Source organism: Halorussus vallis (assembly GCF_024138165.1).
Lineage (GTDB): Archaea > Halobacteriota > Halobacteria > Halobacteriales > Haladaptataceae > Halorussus > Halorussus vallis.
The window spans coordinates 47,256-62,610 of record NZ_CP100001.1 but is presented as its reverse complement, the minus strand read 5'-3'; the positions used below and the strand labels follow the sequence as shown (position 1 = coordinate 62,610).

The following is a 15,355-nucleotide window of genomic DNA, read 5'->3' as shown; positions in this document are numbered from 1 at the left end:
GGCTCCCGGTCGACGCGCTCGCCGGTCGCTCGCGGCGTTGACGATGTCGCTCGCGCAGAAAACGCCCGGCGGGACTCGACTTCGGAAGGAACTCGCGCCGATTCTCAGAAGGAACTCACGTCGATTCGCTCGGCGCTCTCCCGGTAGCGGTCGTAGGTCTCCTCGGCCCACTCGACGGCCTCCGGAGCGTCGGCTTCGACGAACACGCGGGCGATGCCGTCGTCGTCGTGGGCCGCCATCCCCATCCTGTCGTCGAACACGAACAGTTCGAACGGCAGGCTCTCGCGCACCCGAACGTCGAACAGGCCGGTCGCGGCGGCTTCGACCGCCTTGTCCGCGTACTCGGTCGCGATGATCTCGACAACCTCGTGGTCGAAGATGACCTCGATGTCGGTGCCCTCCATCATCTCCCGGTAGGCCACGTCGACGTAGAACGGCGAGATGATGCTGGAGAAGATTCGGACCGACTCGGACTGTTCGATGAGTTCGATGATGCGCTTGACCGCGAAGTGTGGCTGGCGCGGCTTGGGGTGGATGGCGGTCGCGTCGGCGAACACGTCGAGCGGAACGTCGACCTCGGTCGGGTCGGCGGTGTTCAGGAACGACCCGAGTTCGGCCGCCGCCTCCGCCCGAGTCTGGAAGTCGGCGACGGCCTCGCCGACGTACCGACCGAGTCCCGTGAGTTCGAGGCCGTCGTCGGTCTCCCGGAGCAGGTCCTTCTCCAGGAACGACTGGACGGAGCGGTGGACCGTCGAACGGGACATCTCCAGGTCGTCGACCAGTTCCGGAACGTCGTACGGTCCGTCGGCCAACTGCTCGAACAGCGAGGCGCGCTTGACAGCCTCGACGAGGAACGAGTCGGCCATCTCACTTCAACCCCCGACTGGCGAGTTGGTACGAGAGCACCTTCTCCATCCCCGACCGGAACGAACGCACGTCGACCGAGTCGAGGTCGCCCTCGAACGCCTCCACCGCCTCGTAGCGCCGGTGCCACTCGTCGAGGAAGTGCTCCTCGACGCCGCGGGTCCGGATTCGCTCGACGAGGTCGTCGCATCCGGCCTCGAACCGGCCGGCGCTGAGCTTGTAGAGTTCCTCCCTGTCGACGATGTCGTTTTCGAGCGCGTAGACGACGACGCCCGAGCTGTAGTCGCCCTCGCGCAGTTCGCGCTCCCACGTCGTGACCCAGTTGCCGATTCGGGCCATCTCCTGGGCTTCGAACAGCATTCGCCGGAGCGCCGAGAGGTCGTCGCGGTCGAACGACGGCGCGTGCATCAGGTCGACGGTCGCGTACGTGAACAACATCATGTTGTTGGGGTCGTAGGCGTCGGTCTCGGCGAGGTTCGCCATCTCCAGTCGCTGATTGACCGTGTAGGAGTAGTCGACCGCGTTGACGTTCTGTTTGACGTCGAACTCGAACAGCGAGCGGAACTCCTCGGCCCGCGGCGCCGTCTCGAGGTCGGTTTCGAGCGCCGACCAGACCCGCTCGCCGAACCCGACGACGTCGGCGTCGACCCCCTCGCGGTCGGGGCGGGGCGTCCGGTGGTCGAACGGCACCTTCCCGAGTTCCTCGAACGTCGCCCGGTCCATCCGGCGCTCGGCAACGTCGTCGAGCAGGACGACGTACAGCGAGGCCAGCAATTTCCGGTCGCGGACCCGCTCCTCGTCGGTCGAGTCGACGCACGAGAGCGTCACCGCCGGGAAGACGAAGTAGAGCCACCGCCAGAGAAACCGGTCGCGCTCGCCGACCGTCTTCTCGTAGGCGTCGACCAGAGCCGCAACGCCGCCCGGGAGTTCACACCGGCGGACGCGTTCGATGCGTCGTTCGGGCGCTTCGGCGTCGCCGACGGCGTCGTCCAGCGAATCCGGTCGCTCGTCGAACGTCACGTGTCGCCCAAGAGGCATCGAATTCGCTTAGTTATATCGGCTGGCAACCGATAGCCTTCCGGACGCCGTTCGAGACGCGTCGTTGAAACTCCGTTCGAGACGGTGACCGGTCGACGCGCGACCGCGCGTCGACCGGCGGCGAAGACGCCGACCCCGGGCCGCGCCGACGCCGACATCCGGCGTCACCGACGGTCGAGCGAAACGCTCAGGCGGAGATACGGGGTCAGGTCGTCGGAACCGTAGTACCGAATCGTCTTCGAGCGCGGGTCGTACTCCACCGCGCCGAAGTCGACCAGTCTCGGCAGACAGTCGTGGTGGAGCGCCACCGCGACGGCTTGGCGGTGGTTCCCGTCGGTCTTCGCCTCGGCGTCCGCGGCGTCGGTTTCACCCCGCTCGACGTCGGCCGCGTCGGTTTCCCGCTCCCAGGCCGCGACGGCGTCGACGAGTTCCTCGAAGTCGAACACGTCGACCGACGCCGAGTCGAAGTGGTAGAGCGCGTACCGACAGCGGCGGTTCGACATGAGTTCGAACGTCTCGTCGAGTCGGTCGTGGACGACGTCGCCCGATGCGTCCGAACCGGCGGGCGAGGCGTCTCGGTCGTCGGAACCGGAGGCGTCGTCGGGCATGACACTTGGTGACAGAGCCACCGCGACAATAATCCTGACGGCTCCGTCCCTCGGGTCCGACCCGGACGCCGACTCCGACCGCGCCGAACCAGTTCGGTGACGACCAGAGTCGGCGACCGGACCGCGGTGTGGGTCACTGATGGACGGAAGTATCGCGCCACTAATATATCGCAGGTCGTCGTGGCCCGCCACATGAGAGCGTACAAGTCGAAGGTGGTCACGCCGATTCGGCTCCCCGACCGCGAGGAGCGCGAGGCGAATCTGTCGGGTGCGGGATACAACGTCTTCAATCTCGACTCCGGCGACGTGTTCGTCGACCTACTCACCGACAGCGGGACCGGGACGATGAGCGACGAGCAGTGGGCGGCCCTGATGCGCGGCGACGAGGCCTATGCGGGGAGCCAGAGCTTCGAGCGTCTGGAGTCGGCGGTCTCGGACGTGATGGGCTTCGAGCGGATTGTCCCCGCCCACCAGGGCCGCGGCGCAGAGAACGTCCTCTACGGCGCGCTGGTCGAGGATGGCGACTACGTGCCGAACAACACCCACTTCGACACCACCCGGGCACACATCGCCAACAACGGCGCGACGGCGGTCGACTGCCCCGTCGAGGGCGCGCTGTCGAGCGACCGTGAGTTCGCCGGCGACCTCGACGTCGAGAAGGTCCGCGACCTGGCCGAGGAAGTCGGCGCCGAGAAGATTCCGGCGGTGCTCGTCACCGTCACCAACAACTCGCTGGCCGGCCAACCGGTCAGCGTCGAGAACGTCCGGGCGGCCCGCGAGGTCGCCGACGAACTGGACGCCCTGCTGGTCATCGACGCCTGCCGGTTCGCCGAGAACGCCTACTTCGTCCGGGAGCGCGAGGCCGAGTTCGCCGACGCCTCGGTCGCCGAGGTGGCCCGCGAGCAACTGTCCTACGCCGACGCGGTGGTCATGAGCGGCAAGAAGGACGGTCTGGTCAACGTCGGCGGTTTCGTCGGCGTCGGCGACGACCCCGAACTCGACGGCCTCTACGAGCGCGCCAGGGAACGGGGTATCCTCTACGAGGGCTTTACGACCTACGGGGGGATGGCGGGCCGCGACCTCGAAGCGTTCGCGGTGGGCCTCCGGGAGGCCGTGACCGAGGAGTACGTCGCCGACCGTGTCGAGCAGGTCCGGCGACTCGGCGACCTGCTGGCCGACCGGGACGTGCCGGTCCACCGACCGACCGGCGGCCACGCCGTCTACGTCGACGCCGCCCGGTTCTTCCCCGAGATTCCGGCCGAGGAGTTCCCCGGCCAGGCGCTGGTCTGCGAGCTCTACCGCGAAGGCGGGGTGCGCGGGGTCGAACTCGGGAGTTTCGCGTTCCCCGACACCGACCGGCCGGAACTGGTGCGACTCGCGGTCCCACGCCGAACGTACGGCGCCGACCACCTCGAGCACGTCGCCGACACGTTCGAGGCGGTGGCCGAGCGACGGGACGCGGGCGAGGTTTCGGGCCTCGAAATCGTCGACGAACCGGGGATGGCCGAACTCCGCCACTTCAGCGCGGAGCTCCGGCCGATAACGGAGTAGCGACGCTCGGCGAGCGGCGACGAGGTTTCTCGAAAATACGCAGCCGTTCTAGAACTGCGACGCGCGTTCAGACGCCCTGGACGGTTTCGCGGTAGCTCACGACGTGTTCGAGCGCCGCGTCGAGGTCGTCGCCCGCCGCGTCGGGGTCGGAGTCGGCGAGGTCGTCCTCGATGTCGTCGATGGTGTGCTGGATTCGGGCGAGTCGGCCGTGGTCCGGTCCGCGGTCGCCGTCGGCCATCTTGCGGAGTTGGCCGGACAGCGAGTCGAGGCGCTCGGCGGCCTCGTCGTCGGACGCGCGCTCTCGAACGTCGTCGAGTCGGTCGGCCGCCTGGCGAAGCTCAGCTCTGCTGTTCTCGCTCATGCGAGCGACTACCGCATCGGGCGTCAAGGAAGTTCCGAAGCGGCGGCGTCGCGCGGTCCGGACCGCGCGACGCCGCCGTGGACCCGGATTCGGCTCACTCCTCGGCGTCCGGCGTCGATTCGAGCACCACGTCGGCGGCAGTGCTGTCGTCCGGTCCGATCTCCTCGCGGGCGAACGCCGCGATGCGCTCTCGGGCGTCGCCGACCGACGTCTCGCCCGACTCTAGCTCCGGCAGGAGTCGCTTGTAGAGGTCGAGTTCGTCCCCCAGCGAGCGCAACAGCTCCGAGCGCGCCTCGCCGTAGGAACTCTCCTCGTCGAGGTAGACGAACAGTTTGGTACTGTACTCCCGAAGCCGGCGCTTGGTCTGGTCGTCGACCGCCGGGTGGTCCAGCAGGTCCTCGGCCGGGAGGTCCTCCGCGCTCTCGCCCGTCGCCTCTCGAATCTCGTCGCGCGCGAGGGTCTTCGCCGCCTCGTACTGCGAGGCCAACTCGGTGCGGGTCGTCCGACTCGCCTCGGTCCACTCCTCCAGCAGGTCGAGCGCCTCGCCGATGGTCTCGATGCGCTCGGTCAGCCGGCGGGTCAGCGCGGCCGCGTCACCGTCCGGTATCGCACGGACGTCCTCGACGAAGGTCGTCATGTGGCGTTCCGGAGGACGCCGTCGTTCGGTCGGGTCCCGGTCGTTCGGGTGTCCATGCGTCGACTACGCACGCCGAGGCCCTTGTACTGTCGGACTCGGCGCGCCGAGTCCGACCGACGCGCCGACGGGTCCGACAGACGCGAGGGCGGGCGACTCCGTCGCCCGCTCGGACCGACCGGGGCGAATCCGCCGTTAGTTTGCTATGTGTCGGGCCGGTAGTTGCCGGGGACGATGACCACCGCATCCCATCCCTTCTCGCGCGACCGGGTTTCGACGGTCGCCGAGGAGTACGGCGTCGACGTCGACGACGCGAACGACGCGCTCGACCGCATCCAGGACGCGATAGCCAGGGGCGACGGCGAGTACGAGTACTCCTCGGAGCACAACTACGGTTGGCGCGACGAGGAGGCCTACTACCTCTACGGCGACGGCATCTGGGAGACGCTCGGGCACGAACTCGACCTCTCGGGCGACCGCCTCGACGCCGCGCGCGAGGTCCACCGGCAGGCGATGCTCGACTCCGCGGAAGCGCGCGGCGAGCGCGAGACCGTCGCGGAGATGTTCGAGGACAGCGAACCGCTCGTAGTGACCGACACCGCCGACGAACCGCCGCTGTACGGTCAGGACGTCTGAACTCCCGCAGGGCGAATATTCTCGCGGAGCGAACGCGAGGTTTCGCGAACCGGTTCTCGCGGGGCGACCGCGAGGTCCCGCGACGCCCTTCGCGTCACCGACCGCGGCAACGTTCACCAGTCACCGGTCCTCTATTACCAGTGAGAGTATTGGAGTCCGTATGAGCGACGACAACGACGAACGCTCGTTCGCCACCGACTCGCTACACGCCGGCCAGGAACCGGACCCCGCGACCGGGGCCCGCGCGCCGCCGCTGTACCAGACCACGTCCTACGTCTTCGACGACGCCGAGGACGCCGCCGCGCAGTTCGCGCTCGAAGAGCCGGGGTACATCTACTCCCGGCTAATGAACCCGACGCTCGAAACGCTCCAGGAGCGCCTAGCGGCGCTCGAAGGCGGCGTCGGGGCGGCCGTCACGTCCTCGGGGATGGCCGCGCTCGACCTGACCACCTTCCTGCTAGCGGAGGCCGGCGACAACGTCGTCACCGCCTCGTCGCTGTACGGCGGCACCTACACCTACTTCACCCACACCGTCGAGCGCCGGGGCATCTCCACCCGGTTCGTCGACACGCTCGACTACGACGCCTACGAGGAGGCCATCGACGGCGACACCGCCTACGTCCACCTCGAAACCATCGGGAATCCGGCGCTCGACACGCCGGACATCGCCCGTATCGCCGACATCGCCCACGACAACGGCGTCCCGCTGTTCGTCGACAACACCTTCGCGACGCCCCACCTCTGCCGGCCCATCGAGCACGGCGCCGACCTGGTGTGGAACTCGACGACCAAGTGGCTCCACGGCTCCGGCACGACCGTCGGCGGCGTCGTCGTCGACGGTGGAAGCTTCCCGTGGGCCGACCACGCCGAGAAGTACTCGGAACTCGCCGCGGACAACCCCGCCTACCACGGCGTCAACTTCGCGGAGACGTTCGGCGACGCGGCGTTCACCTACGCCGCCATCGCCCGCGGCCTGCGCGACCTGGGCAACCAGCAGGCGCCCTTCGACGCCTGGCAGACCATCCAGGGACTCGAGACGCTCCCGCTCCGAATGGAGCGCCACTGCGAGAACGCGATGGTCGTCGCCGAGTTCCTCGAGGACCACGACGACGTCGCGTGGGTGAACTACCCGGGCCTCGAGTCGCACCCGACCCACGACAACGCCAGCGAGTACCTGGATGGCGGCTACGGCGGGATGATAACCTTCGGACTCGAGGGTGGCTACGACGCCGCCCGCACGACCGTCGAGTCGACCAGCCTCGCGAGCATGCTGGCGAACGTCGGCGACGCCAAGACGCTCATCATCCACCCCGCGAGCACCACCCACCAGCAACTCACCGACGAAGAGAAGGAATCGTCCGGCGTGACCGACGACCTCGTGCGCCTGTCGGTCGGCATCGAGGACCCCGGCGACATCATCGCCGACCTGGAAGCCGCCATCGACGCGGCGACGTAGGACTCCCCGACCACGTCCCTCTTTTGCGAGCGCCGCCGCTCACCCGCCGAGGTAGAGCCGACCGACCTCCTCGTCTTCGAGCAGTTCGGCGCCCGACCCGGCGTGCTTGATTTCTCCGCTCGCCAGCACGTAGCCCCGGTCGGCCACCGAGAGGCCTTTCTCGGCGTTCTGTTCGACCAGCAGGATGGTCGTCCCGAAGTCGTTCAACTGCCGAATCCTGTCGAACACCTGCTCGATGTACGCCGGTTCCAGGCCGATGGACGGTTCGTCGAGCAGCATCAGTTCGGGTTCGACCATCAGGCCCCGCGCGAGTTCGAGCAGTCGGCGCTCGCCGCCCGAGAGCATCCCCGCCTCCTGGTCTCGCAGGTCGGTGAGCCGCGGAAACTCCTCGTACAGTTGCTCGGCCCGGGCGGCGGCCCGCTCGTCGTCGTCGAAGACGTACCCGCCCATCAACATGTTCTCGTGGACCGACATCTCCGGGAAGACGCTCGGGGACTGGAGAACGTAGCTCATCCCCGACCGCAGACTGTCCTTGGGGTCGCGGCCGGTCACGTCCTCGCCGTCGAACGAGACGGTGCCCGCGAACACGTCGGCGAAACCGTAGATGGCCTTCATCACGGTGCTCTTGCCCGACCCGTTGGGGCCGACGAGGCAGGCGATTTGGCCCTTCGGAACCGCGAGGTCGACGTCGTGGACGACCGTCGTGTTCCCGTAGCCGGCGGTCACGCCGACGAGCGAGAGCAGCGCGTCGCCGTCGGTGCGGTCCGAGTCGACGGCGGCGTCGGAACCGACGTCGGCGTCGGCGTCCGAGTCGCGGTCGGCCGACATCACTCCCTCCCCAGGTAGGCGTCGAGGACGCGGTCGTCCGATTGAATCTCGGCCGGCGTCCCCTCGGCTATCTTCTCGCCGTGGGCGAGGACGTACACGCGCTCGGAGACGTCCATCACCACGTCCATGTTGTGTTCGATGAGGAAGATCGTCAACCCGCCCTCGTTGGCCTCGCGGATGTAGTCGAGCATCCGGCGTATCATCGAGGGGTTGATGCCGCCCGCGGGTTCGTCCATCAACAGGACGTCCGGGTCGGTCATCAGCACCATCGCGAACTCCAGGAGCTTCTGCTGGCCGAAGCTCATCCGCCCGGCCCGCATCCGGCGGAGTTCCCAGAGGTTCACCTGCCCGAGAAGCTCCTCGGCGCGCTCGCGGGCCGCGTCGCTCGGCGGCCGGAACAGCCGCGTTGGCCGCCGGTCCTCGCTCGCCGCCACGAGGAGGTTCCGGAGGACCGACATCCCGCCGTACACCCGGGTGTGCTGGAACATCCGGCCGAGGCCGGCCGCCGCGATGCGGTGTTCGGGCCGACCGGTTATCTCCCGACCGCGGAGCGAAATCGACCCCTCCTCCGGGTCGAGTCGGCCGGTGATGCAGTCGAACAGCGTCGTCTTCCCCGATCCGTTCGGGCCGATGAGCCCGACGATCTCCCCGTCGTGGATCTCGGCGTCGACGTCGTCGACCGCGGTCAGGCCGCCGAACCGCTTGGTCACGCCCTCGACGCGCAGGACGGGGTCGTCCGCATCGCGCGCCGACGCGCCGGTCGGCGCGTCGGCGCGCGAAGCGGATTCGGGGGCGTCGGCGTCGCCGCTCACGGGTCGGTCACCTCCGAATCGCGCTCGGGGTCCCCACCCTCTCGGTCTCGGCTCCCGCCTCCGTCTCCCCCGTCTCCGGCCCGGTCGCGCTCGGTGTCGTCCGGGGCGGCACCACCGCTCACCTGATAGTACTCCATCGCCGCCGCGCGTTCCTGAACGGTGCCCACGATGCCGTCGGGTAGCAACAGGACGGTGGCGACGATGACGAGGCCAAGCGCGACCAACTGCCATCCCGGAAAGACGGTGTTGACCGCGAAGATGACGAGCGTGAGCACGAACGCGCCGAGGATGGGACCGGCGACGGTGCCCGCCCCGCCGATGAGCGCCATCGTGATGAGTTCGACGTTCCAGCCGAGGTTGTAGGCGGTCTGGGGGTCGATGAAGGTGTTGAACGTCCCCCACGCGCCGCCGACCCAACCGGTGAACAGCGCCGAGAGCATCCACGCCGCCGTCTTGTAGTAGGTGGTATCGACGCCCATCGCGACCGCCCGGGGTTCGTCGTCCCGGATGGCGTTCAGCACGTAGCCGAACTGGGTCCGGGTCAGGTAGAGGACCGCCGCGGTCTCGACCGCCAGAATAGCGAGGAAGACGTAGTAGAAGGTCAGTTCCGGCGGCACGTCGAACAGTATCTTTCCGCTGGCCCCGCCCGTGAACTCGAAGTTGCGGCTGAGCTGGACCGAGACCAGCAACACGCCGAGCGTGGCGATGGCGAAGTAACCCCCGCGCAGGCGGAGGACCGCGAGGCCGATGACGAGCGCGAACGCCATCGCGACCGGGCCGGCGACCAGCACCGCCGCCGGGAAGGCGACACCGACGTCCTTCAGCAGGATGGCGGTCGTGTACGCGCCGAACCCGAAGAACGCCATGTTGCCGAAGCTCGGGTAGCCCGTCTGGCCGCCGACGAAGTCCCACGACAGCGCCAGCACGGCGAAGACGAACATCTCGGCCACGACCGTCATGTAGAAGCCCGAGAGTCCGAGCGCCGGCAGGGCCGCTGCGACCACCACCAGTGCGCCGAGGAGGACCCACGCGTGGCGACTCGACGCGGCCAGCAGCCGCGAGAGTCCGCCGGCGTCCTCGGCGGTGGCGTTTCGCTCGGCCATCTACTCGCCCTCCTCTATCGGGCGGCCGAACAGTCCGCTCGGCCTGACGAGCAACAGCACGATGAGCAGCGAGAAGCTGACCGCCAGCGTCCACTGGCTCCCGACCAACCCCGCCGTCAGCTCTTCGACCGACCCCAACAGCAGGCCGCCGACGAGCGCCCCGGGGATGCTCCCGAGGCCGCCGAAGACGACGATGACGAAGCTCTTGAGCGTGTACACCAGCCCCATCTGGGGCTGGATGTTCAGAATCATCGCGACGAAACTCCCGGTTCCGCCCGCGATGGCCGCCGACAGGCCGAACGTCACCGCGCGGGTGTGGGCCACGTCGATGCCGACCAACCGGGCGGCTTCGGGGTTCTGGGCGACCGCTCGAATCGCCCGTCCGCGGCGGGTTCGCCGGAGGTAGGCCCACAACGCGAGCGTCAGCGCGATGGCGCCCGCGAACGCGATGAGTTTCAGTTTCGGGACGACGACGCTGGCCACGATTAGCGACGGTTCCGCGAACGCGACTCCGACCGTCCGCGGCGTGGCGCTCCAGGCCTGAATCGCGAGTTGCTGGAGGACGATGCTGACGCCGAACGTCACCAGCAGAGTCAGAAAGAGGTCGGCCTCGCTGATTCGGGTGACGAGCAGTCGCTGGAGCAAGTATCCCACCACGTACAGCACCGCGACGGCGACGGGAACCGTCGACAGCACAAGCCACGGCGACCGGACGCCTCCGGCGAACGCCACCAGCCAGTACGTGACGTACCCCCCGAGCATCACCAGTTCCCCGTGGGCGAGGTTGATGATGCCGACGACGCCCCAGATGAGCGCGAATCCGACCGCGACGGCGGCGAACAGCGCTCCGACCAGCAGGCCGTTGACGACGAACTGTGTGACGGCCATCCGTCGGCTACCGCCTCGACCAGTCCGGCATCGGGTAGATCGGCGGGCGCTGCTGGACCTGCTCGGGCCAGACGATGGTCTTCCGAGACGACCCGCCGGCGCCGCCGCCCCGCGTCGCGGTGCCGTTTCCGGTCTGGGTCGCAGTCCCGTTCCCGGCGGCGGTCGCGTTACCGTCGCCCGTCTGGGTCGCGCCGCCGGCCTGGGGTGGCTGCCACTGGTAGACGAGCATGTTCTTGCTGATGACGCCGTTCTGGCCGAACGAGATGTCGCCGTACGCGCTCGGGAATTGGATGTCCCGAATGGCGTTCCTGACGTTCGTCGGGGTCAGGTTCTGGACCTGTTGGAACGCCCGCTGGAACGTCTCGATGACGGCCGCGCCGGCCGCGTTGTGGTAATCGGGTTGGTAGCCGTACTCGCTCTGTATCGCGTCGACGAACCCGCTCGTAGACCCGAAGACGCTGTCCTGGAAGTCCGCGTTGATGGCCCACGAACTCGGCCCGTACATGTAGTCGCCGTTCTCGCCGGTCTGCTGCTTGAACGAGGCGGTGAGGCTCCCGACGGTCGCCATCGCCATGTCGACGTCGACATTCTGGGCCTCCATCTGCTTGGCCAGGATGACCGCGTGCTTCTGGTGGGCTGCGAGGATGAGGATATCCGCGGGGCTGCTCCGGACCTGCCCGAGAATCGTCGAGAGGTCGGAGGTTTCGCTGGGGAACGTCTGGTCGACCGCGACGTTCACGCCGGCCTGCTTCAGCTTCTGGCGCGCCCCCTTCGCGGAGCTCTGGCTGAAGGTGTCGCTCTCCGCGAGCAGGGCCGCCGCTTTCGGCGGTTGGTCCTGGGCCATCGCCATATCGATGCTCGACAGCGGATACTTGTCTGCGGTCGGCAGCAGGCCGAATATCCACTCGTTGCCCTGACTGAAAATTTCAGGGCTCGCCCCGCCGCCCTCGACCATCGGTTTCTGGTTCTGGGCAGCGACCGCCGACGCCGGGAGCGTGACGGTGCTGGAGTACGGCCCGAGCAGGTAGTTCACCCCCTGGCGGTCGATGAGTTCCTGGTAGATGGCCCTGCTGGTCGAGGCGTCGCTCTCGTCGTCCCGGAGAATCATCTCCAACCGGTAGGTGTTGCCGTCGCCCGCCTTGACCCCGCCCGCCTCGTTGATTCGCCGGATGGTCAGCCGGTACGAATCCCGGTAGAGTTGCCCGAGGTCGGCGTTGTCCCCCGAGAGACTCATCGACCCGCCGAGCGTGATAGTCTGGTTCTGTGCCGCCGCTCCCCCGATTCCCGTCAGCACCGTGACGCCCGCGGCGCCGGTCGCCCTGAGGTACTGTCGTCGTGACGTGTCGGTTCGCATCCCTTTCCCGTGGTCGGGAGGTGAGGCCATAACTTTAATTATTATTCAATATGTACCCGTCCGAGAAAGCGTAGATGGACGTAAGCTCGACGGGAGCAACGAGGATTGTCGCGGTCGAAATCGACCGTTTCTCTCGGCGAGCGTCGGGCGGTTCCGGGCGAGCGGAGCGCCAATTTCGGTCCCGAAACGACGCGGGGAGGACGTCCCGCGGTGCTCGTCGGAGGACGGAAAGCGGTCGCCGTTCGCGGCCCGACGTACCACCTGCAGTCGTGCGACGTTCGGGTCCATCGCCCGCCACTGCGTCAACCGCCGAGTCGCGTCCTCGTTCCCGCAGAGTCGCGAGCAAAATTCGTCATCCGCGACGTCGGCGACAGCGCCCGCGCGGGCGCTGTCGCCGCGAAAGACGGACCACCGCCGATCCTTCCGCGAATGTGCTCGTCGGCGCGAGCGACACGGAAGAACGCGAAGAACCGGAGAAAAGTCGGGCGAACCTAGCTCCCACCCAGTACCCGCTTGAACAGCGTGAACGTGAGCAGGGTGAAGAACAACCCGTTCAACATCCCCTGGCTCATCGCCAGGAGCTTCGCGGCCCAGCCGACCGGCCCGATGTCGCCATAGCCGATGGTGCTGAAGCTGATGTAGCTGTAGTACAGCCCGTCGAACAGCACCGTCGGGTCGATGGTACCGTCGCTCCAGAGGACGCCCGCCTGGGTCTGGAACGGCCCGCCGAGGACGTAGAGGACGCCGAACAGCGCCGGGAGGAAGAAGGTGAGCGCCGCGATTCGCGGCAGGCGGTTGCCGTAGCCGCAGGTGAACTGCATGAAGTAGTTGAGCGCGACGCTGGAGGCCTTCTTCGCCCGACTCCACCCGTTGAGCGAGTACTCGTTGCGGACGATGTCGAGGTTCTTCCTGCGGTTGTAGTAGTAGCGCTTGAACTCGAACTCCCGGGAGGCGGGCGTGTCGCCGACCGCGTCGGCGCTGTCCTGGGCCTTCCGGTAGGTCTCCTCGATCACTTCGTCGGTCATCTCGACGGTCGGCGTGGGCGTGGCCGGCCGGTCGTCGCCGAGGAAGGCGTGGACGTTCCAGTCGTTGCGCTCCAGGTAGCCGTGGTGGTTGCTGAAGTCGAAGTGGTCGAAGTCGGTGAGACAGATGCGGAAGTGGTCGAGCAGTTCGTGTTCGCTCCCCTCGCTCTCCAACTGGAGTTCGCCGACCGTCGCCCTGGTGAAGTCGTACAGCACCGGGTCGCCGCCGGCCAGGACCACCGAACCGCCCTCGACCGTCGCCTCGGTGAGGTCGACGTACACGTCGTCGTCGCCGGCGTGCACCCGGAAGTTGACCCCGTCGAGGAACTCGGCGCGCCGGAACCGACACTCGTCGTGGAACGTCGCGTCCCGGAACGAGGCGTTGGTGAACCGTGCGGCCTCGAAGTCCGCGCTCGACAGGAACGCCACCTCCTCGAAGGAGGCGTTCTCCTCCAGGTGCTTGGCCTCGCCCTCGAACACCGCGCCGCGGAACACCGCCCGGTCGCGGAAGGTACCGGCCCGAAAGCTCGCGTCCTCGCGGAAGCGGGCCTCGGTGAACCGAGCGACAGCGTCGAAGGTCGCCTTCACGAAGTCGGCGTCGCCGCCGAACTCGGCCTCGACGGCGGTCACCTCGTCGGCGAACTCGCTCCCGTCGAAGTTGACGGTGTCGACGAACTCGACTCGCCGGAGGTCGGTCTGCCCCGCGACCGAGATGCGGTGGCAGTCGGCCCGGGCGTCGAACCGCGCGCGGTCGAAGTTCAGGTCGCCCTCGAACGTCGCGTCCTTGAAGTCGGCGAACCGGAACCGCGCGAGTTTGAAGTCGGCCTCGCCCTCGAAAATCGCGTTCTCGAAGGTCACGTCGTCGTCGGAGGTCCGACTGCCGCCGTTGAACTCCACGCCGCGGAACTCCGCCAGCGCCATGAACCGGGCCTCCTCGAAGCTCACGTCGTCGTCGAACCGGGCCTCGTCGAAGTCGGCGACCTGGTGGAAGGTGACGCGGTCGAACTGGGCGTCGCCGTCGAAGACGGCGTGTTCGAAGTCCGACTCGGCGTGGAACGTCGCGCCCTCGAAGGTGGCGTACTCGAAGTCGGCCTGGCGGAAACTGGTGTCGTCGCGGAACTCGACGTCGGCGAACGAGACGCGGTCTTCGAGGACGTGGCTCGTGCCGCTGGTTTCGACGTTCCGGAAGTGCGCCACGTCGTGGAACGTCGCGCCCGCGAAACTGGTGTCCTCGGTGAACGTCGCCTCGTCGCAGTCGACCGGCCCGCGGAAGTCGGCGTCCTCGAAGTGGACGTCCTGGTGGAACGTCGACTCGTCGGTCACGAACGCCTCCTCGACGGTGATGCCGGGGGCCTCGAACAGGCCGGTGACGATGGCGTCCTCGAGTTTGAGGGTGCCGACCGTGGCCTCCCGGAGGTTCAGCCCCTGGTCGAGGCGGCCGTGGGTGATGTCGATGCCGTCGATGTCGGCGTGCTGGAAGTTGATGACGTGGTTGGTGTCGCCGTTGATGTCCTGGTAGGTCAGCGAGAGGTGCGGGAGGTCGGCACCGACGTACTCGTTCGCGCGGGTGTCTTCGGCTTTCAGGTTCTCCTTGAGGCGAGCGACCACGTCTGCGGCGGTCACGCCGCAGGCCTTGCGCTCGTCGTAGTTCATGTGGAACACGCAGAACTCGCTGTCGGCGTGGGCGGCGTGCGGGCACTCCCACGTCGTCTGGAGGTGGGCGTCGGTCTTCTGGGTCGGGTCGAAGGCGTACCGGCAGGTCGACGGGTCGTCGCGGGACGACGGGGTCCGCGACCTGTCGGCCGACGGGGACGGCGACGACTCGTCCTGCGGGTCCTCGCCCTCTCCATCGGCGGACGCGCGGCCGTGGTCGAACCCGTTCTCGCGCGTCACGGGCGCCGACCCGTTCTCGGGGACGCGTCCGTTCGTCGATCCGCGCCGGGTCGGCGGCGCGCGCCCGGCCGCCGAGCGATTGGGCGACTCGCGGTCCGATTCGTCCGTCGGTTCGTCTTCAGTTCCTGCCATGGGTTCGAAGGTGCGGGGAGCGGAGGGCGGGGTCGTTCGTCAGACGGTTCGCGGGGGTAGCTCTCACGTCTCCTCGATTGTTCACCACAGCGATATATAGATTTGGGGTTTCGTGCCGGGTCGAACGGTCGAATTCGGGGGCGTCGGGTCGTCGCTCCCGAAATCGCGGTCCGGC

At 67.9% G+C, this 15,355-nt stretch carries 14 protein-coding genes; 3 read left to right on the top strand and 11 right to left on the bottom strand.

Features of this window, described 5'->3' with window-relative positions; genetic code table 11:
* Positions 1–104: 104 nt before the first annotated feature.
* From NGM07_RS20445 to NGM07_RS20435, 3 genes are all read right to left on the bottom strand, one after another.
* A complete protein-coding gene (locus NGM07_RS20445) occupies positions 105–866 on the bottom strand; it encodes a helix-turn-helix transcriptional regulator (RefSeq protein WP_253520759.1) in 762 nt (253 codons plus the stop codon).
* A gap of 1 nt (position 867) precedes the next feature.
* Positions 868–1,884 carry a hypothetical protein gene (locus tag NGM07_RS20440; protein ID WP_253520757.1) on the bottom strand — a complete coding sequence of 339 codons (1,017 nt, stop codon included), beginning with the start codon at positions 1,882–1,884 and terminating at the stop codon, positions 868–870.
* 182 nt (positions 1,885–2,066) lie between these two features.
* On the bottom strand, positions 2,067–2,510 hold the full coding sequence (locus tag NGM07_RS20435) for a DUF7344 domain-containing protein (RefSeq protein ID WP_253520755.1): 444 nt from the start codon (positions 2,508–2,510) through the stop codon (positions 2,067–2,069).
* A gap of 192 nt (positions 2,511–2,702) precedes the next feature.
* Between NGM07_RS20435 and NGM07_RS20430 the strand changes: the two genes are divergently transcribed.
* Positions 2,703–4,061 carry a tryptophanase gene (locus NGM07_RS20430; protein ID WP_253520753.1) on the top strand — a complete coding sequence of 453 codons (1,359 nt, stop codon included), beginning with the start codon at positions 2,703–2,705 and terminating at the stop codon, positions 4,059–4,061.
* 67 nt (positions 4,062–4,128) lie between these two features.
* Here NGM07_RS20430 and NGM07_RS20425 read toward each other — a convergent pair whose 3' ends face one another.
* The gene (locus tag NGM07_RS20425) at positions 4,129–4,422 is read right to left on the bottom strand and encodes a DUF7553 family protein (protein WP_253520752.1); all 294 of its coding nucleotides are present in this window, start codon (positions 4,420–4,422) and stop codon (positions 4,129–4,131) included.
* Positions 4,423–4,516: 94 nt separating this feature from the next.
* Complete coding sequence (locus NGM07_RS20420) at positions 4,517–5,059, bottom strand: hypothetical protein (protein WP_253520750.1); 543 nt, start codon at positions 5,057–5,059, stop codon at positions 4,517–4,519.
* 231 nt (positions 5,060–5,290) lie between these two features.
* Here NGM07_RS20420 and NGM07_RS20415 point away from each other — a divergent pair, with 231 nt between their 5' ends.
* Together NGM07_RS20415 and NGM07_RS20410 are read left to right on the top strand one after the other, a co-directional pair.
* Positions 5,291–5,692: a DUF8048 family protein gene (locus NGM07_RS20415; RefSeq protein ID WP_253520749.1), complete on the top strand. Its 402-nt coding sequence runs from the start codon at positions 5,291–5,293 to the stop codon at positions 5,690–5,692.
* Between the two features lie 160 nt (positions 5,693–5,852).
* On the top strand, positions 5,853–7,148 hold the full coding sequence (locus NGM07_RS20410) for an O-acetylhomoserine aminocarboxypropyltransferase/cysteine synthase family protein (protein WP_253520747.1): 1,296 nt from the start codon (positions 5,853–5,855) through the stop codon (positions 7,146–7,148).
* Positions 7,149–7,187: 39 nt separating this feature from the next.
* Here NGM07_RS20410 and NGM07_RS20405 read toward each other — a convergent pair whose 3' ends face one another.
* From NGM07_RS20405 to NGM07_RS20380, 6 genes are all read right to left on the bottom strand, one after another.
* Positions 7,188–7,976, bottom strand: a complete 789-nt coding sequence (locus tag NGM07_RS20405) for an ABC transporter ATP-binding protein (protein ID WP_253520745.1) — start codon at positions 7,974–7,976, stop codon at positions 7,188–7,190.
* Positions 7,976–8,788, bottom strand: a complete 813-nt coding sequence (locus NGM07_RS20400) for an ABC transporter ATP-binding protein (RefSeq protein ID WP_253520744.1) — start codon at positions 8,786–8,788, stop codon at positions 7,976–7,978. Before NGM07_RS20400 ends, NGM07_RS20405 begins: the two co-directional genes overlap by 1 nt.
* Entirely contained in the window at positions 8,785–9,891 is a 1,107-nt protein-coding gene (locus NGM07_RS20395) for a branched-chain amino acid ABC transporter permease (protein ID WP_253520742.1), read from the bottom strand. Before NGM07_RS20395 ends, NGM07_RS20400 begins: the two co-directional genes overlap by 4 nt.
* Positions 9,892–10,779, bottom strand: a complete 888-nt coding sequence (locus tag NGM07_RS20390) for a branched-chain amino acid ABC transporter permease (RefSeq protein WP_253520740.1) — start codon at positions 10,777–10,779, stop codon at positions 9,892–9,894.
* 7 nt (positions 10,780–10,786) lie between these two features.
* Positions 10,787–12,133, bottom strand: a complete 1,347-nt coding sequence (locus tag NGM07_RS20385) for an amino acid ABC transporter substrate-binding protein (protein ID WP_253520739.1) — start codon at positions 12,131–12,133, stop codon at positions 10,787–10,789.
* A gap of 491 nt (positions 12,134–12,624) precedes the next feature.
* Positions 12,625–15,180 (bottom strand): pentapeptide repeat-containing protein, encoded by a 2,556-nt coding sequence (locus tag NGM07_RS20380; RefSeq protein WP_253520737.1) that lies wholly within the window; start codon positions 15,178–15,180, stop codon positions 12,625–12,627.
* Between the last annotated feature and the right edge of the window lie 175 nt (positions 15,181–15,355).

Excerpts from the sequence above, each read along its gene's own strand:
- NGM07_RS20420 (WP_253520750.1), bottom strand. The coding sequence starts at position 5,059 with ATGACGACCTTCGTCGAGGACGTCCGTGCGATACCGGACGGTGACGCG.
- NGM07_RS20380 (WP_253520737.1), bottom strand. The coding sequence starts at position 15,180 with ATGGCAGGAACTGAAGACGAACCGACGGACGAATCGGACCGCGAGTCG.
- NGM07_RS20445 (WP_253520759.1), bottom strand. The coding sequence starts at position 866 with ATGGCCGACTCGTTCCTCGTCGAGGCTGTCAAGCGCGCCTCGCTGTTC.
- NGM07_RS20425 (WP_253520752.1), bottom strand. The coding sequence starts at position 4,422 with ATGAGCGAGAACAGCAGAGCTGAGCTTCGCCAGGCGGCCGACCGACTC.
- NGM07_RS20390 (WP_253520740.1), bottom strand. The coding sequence starts at position 10,779 with ATGGCCGTCACACAGTTCGTCGTCAACGGCCTGCTGGTCGGAGCGCTG.
- NGM07_RS20430 (WP_253520753.1), top strand. The coding sequence starts at position 2,703 with ATGAGAGCGTACAAGTCGAAGGTGGTCACGCCGATTCGGCTCCCCGAC.
- NGM07_RS20395 (WP_253520742.1), bottom strand. The coding sequence starts at position 9,891 with ATGGCCGAGCGAAACGCCACCGCCGAGGACGCCGGCGGACTCTCGCGG.
- NGM07_RS20415 (WP_253520749.1), top strand. The coding sequence starts at position 5,291 with ATGACCACCGCATCCCATCCCTTCTCGCGCGACCGGGTTTCGACGGTC.
- NGM07_RS20385 (WP_253520739.1), bottom strand. The coding sequence starts at position 12,133 with ATGCGAACCGACACGTCACGACGACAGTACCTCAGGGCGACCGGCGCC.
- NGM07_RS20405 (WP_253520745.1), bottom strand. The coding sequence starts at position 7,976 with ATGTCGGCCGACCGCGACTCGGACGCCGACGCCGACGTCGGTTCCGAC.
- NGM07_RS20435 (WP_253520755.1), bottom strand. The coding sequence starts at position 2,510 with ATGCCCGACGACGCCTCCGGTTCCGACGACCGAGACGCCTCGCCCGCC.
- NGM07_RS20410 (WP_253520747.1), top strand. The coding sequence starts at position 5,853 with ATGAGCGACGACAACGACGAACGCTCGTTCGCCACCGACTCGCTACAC.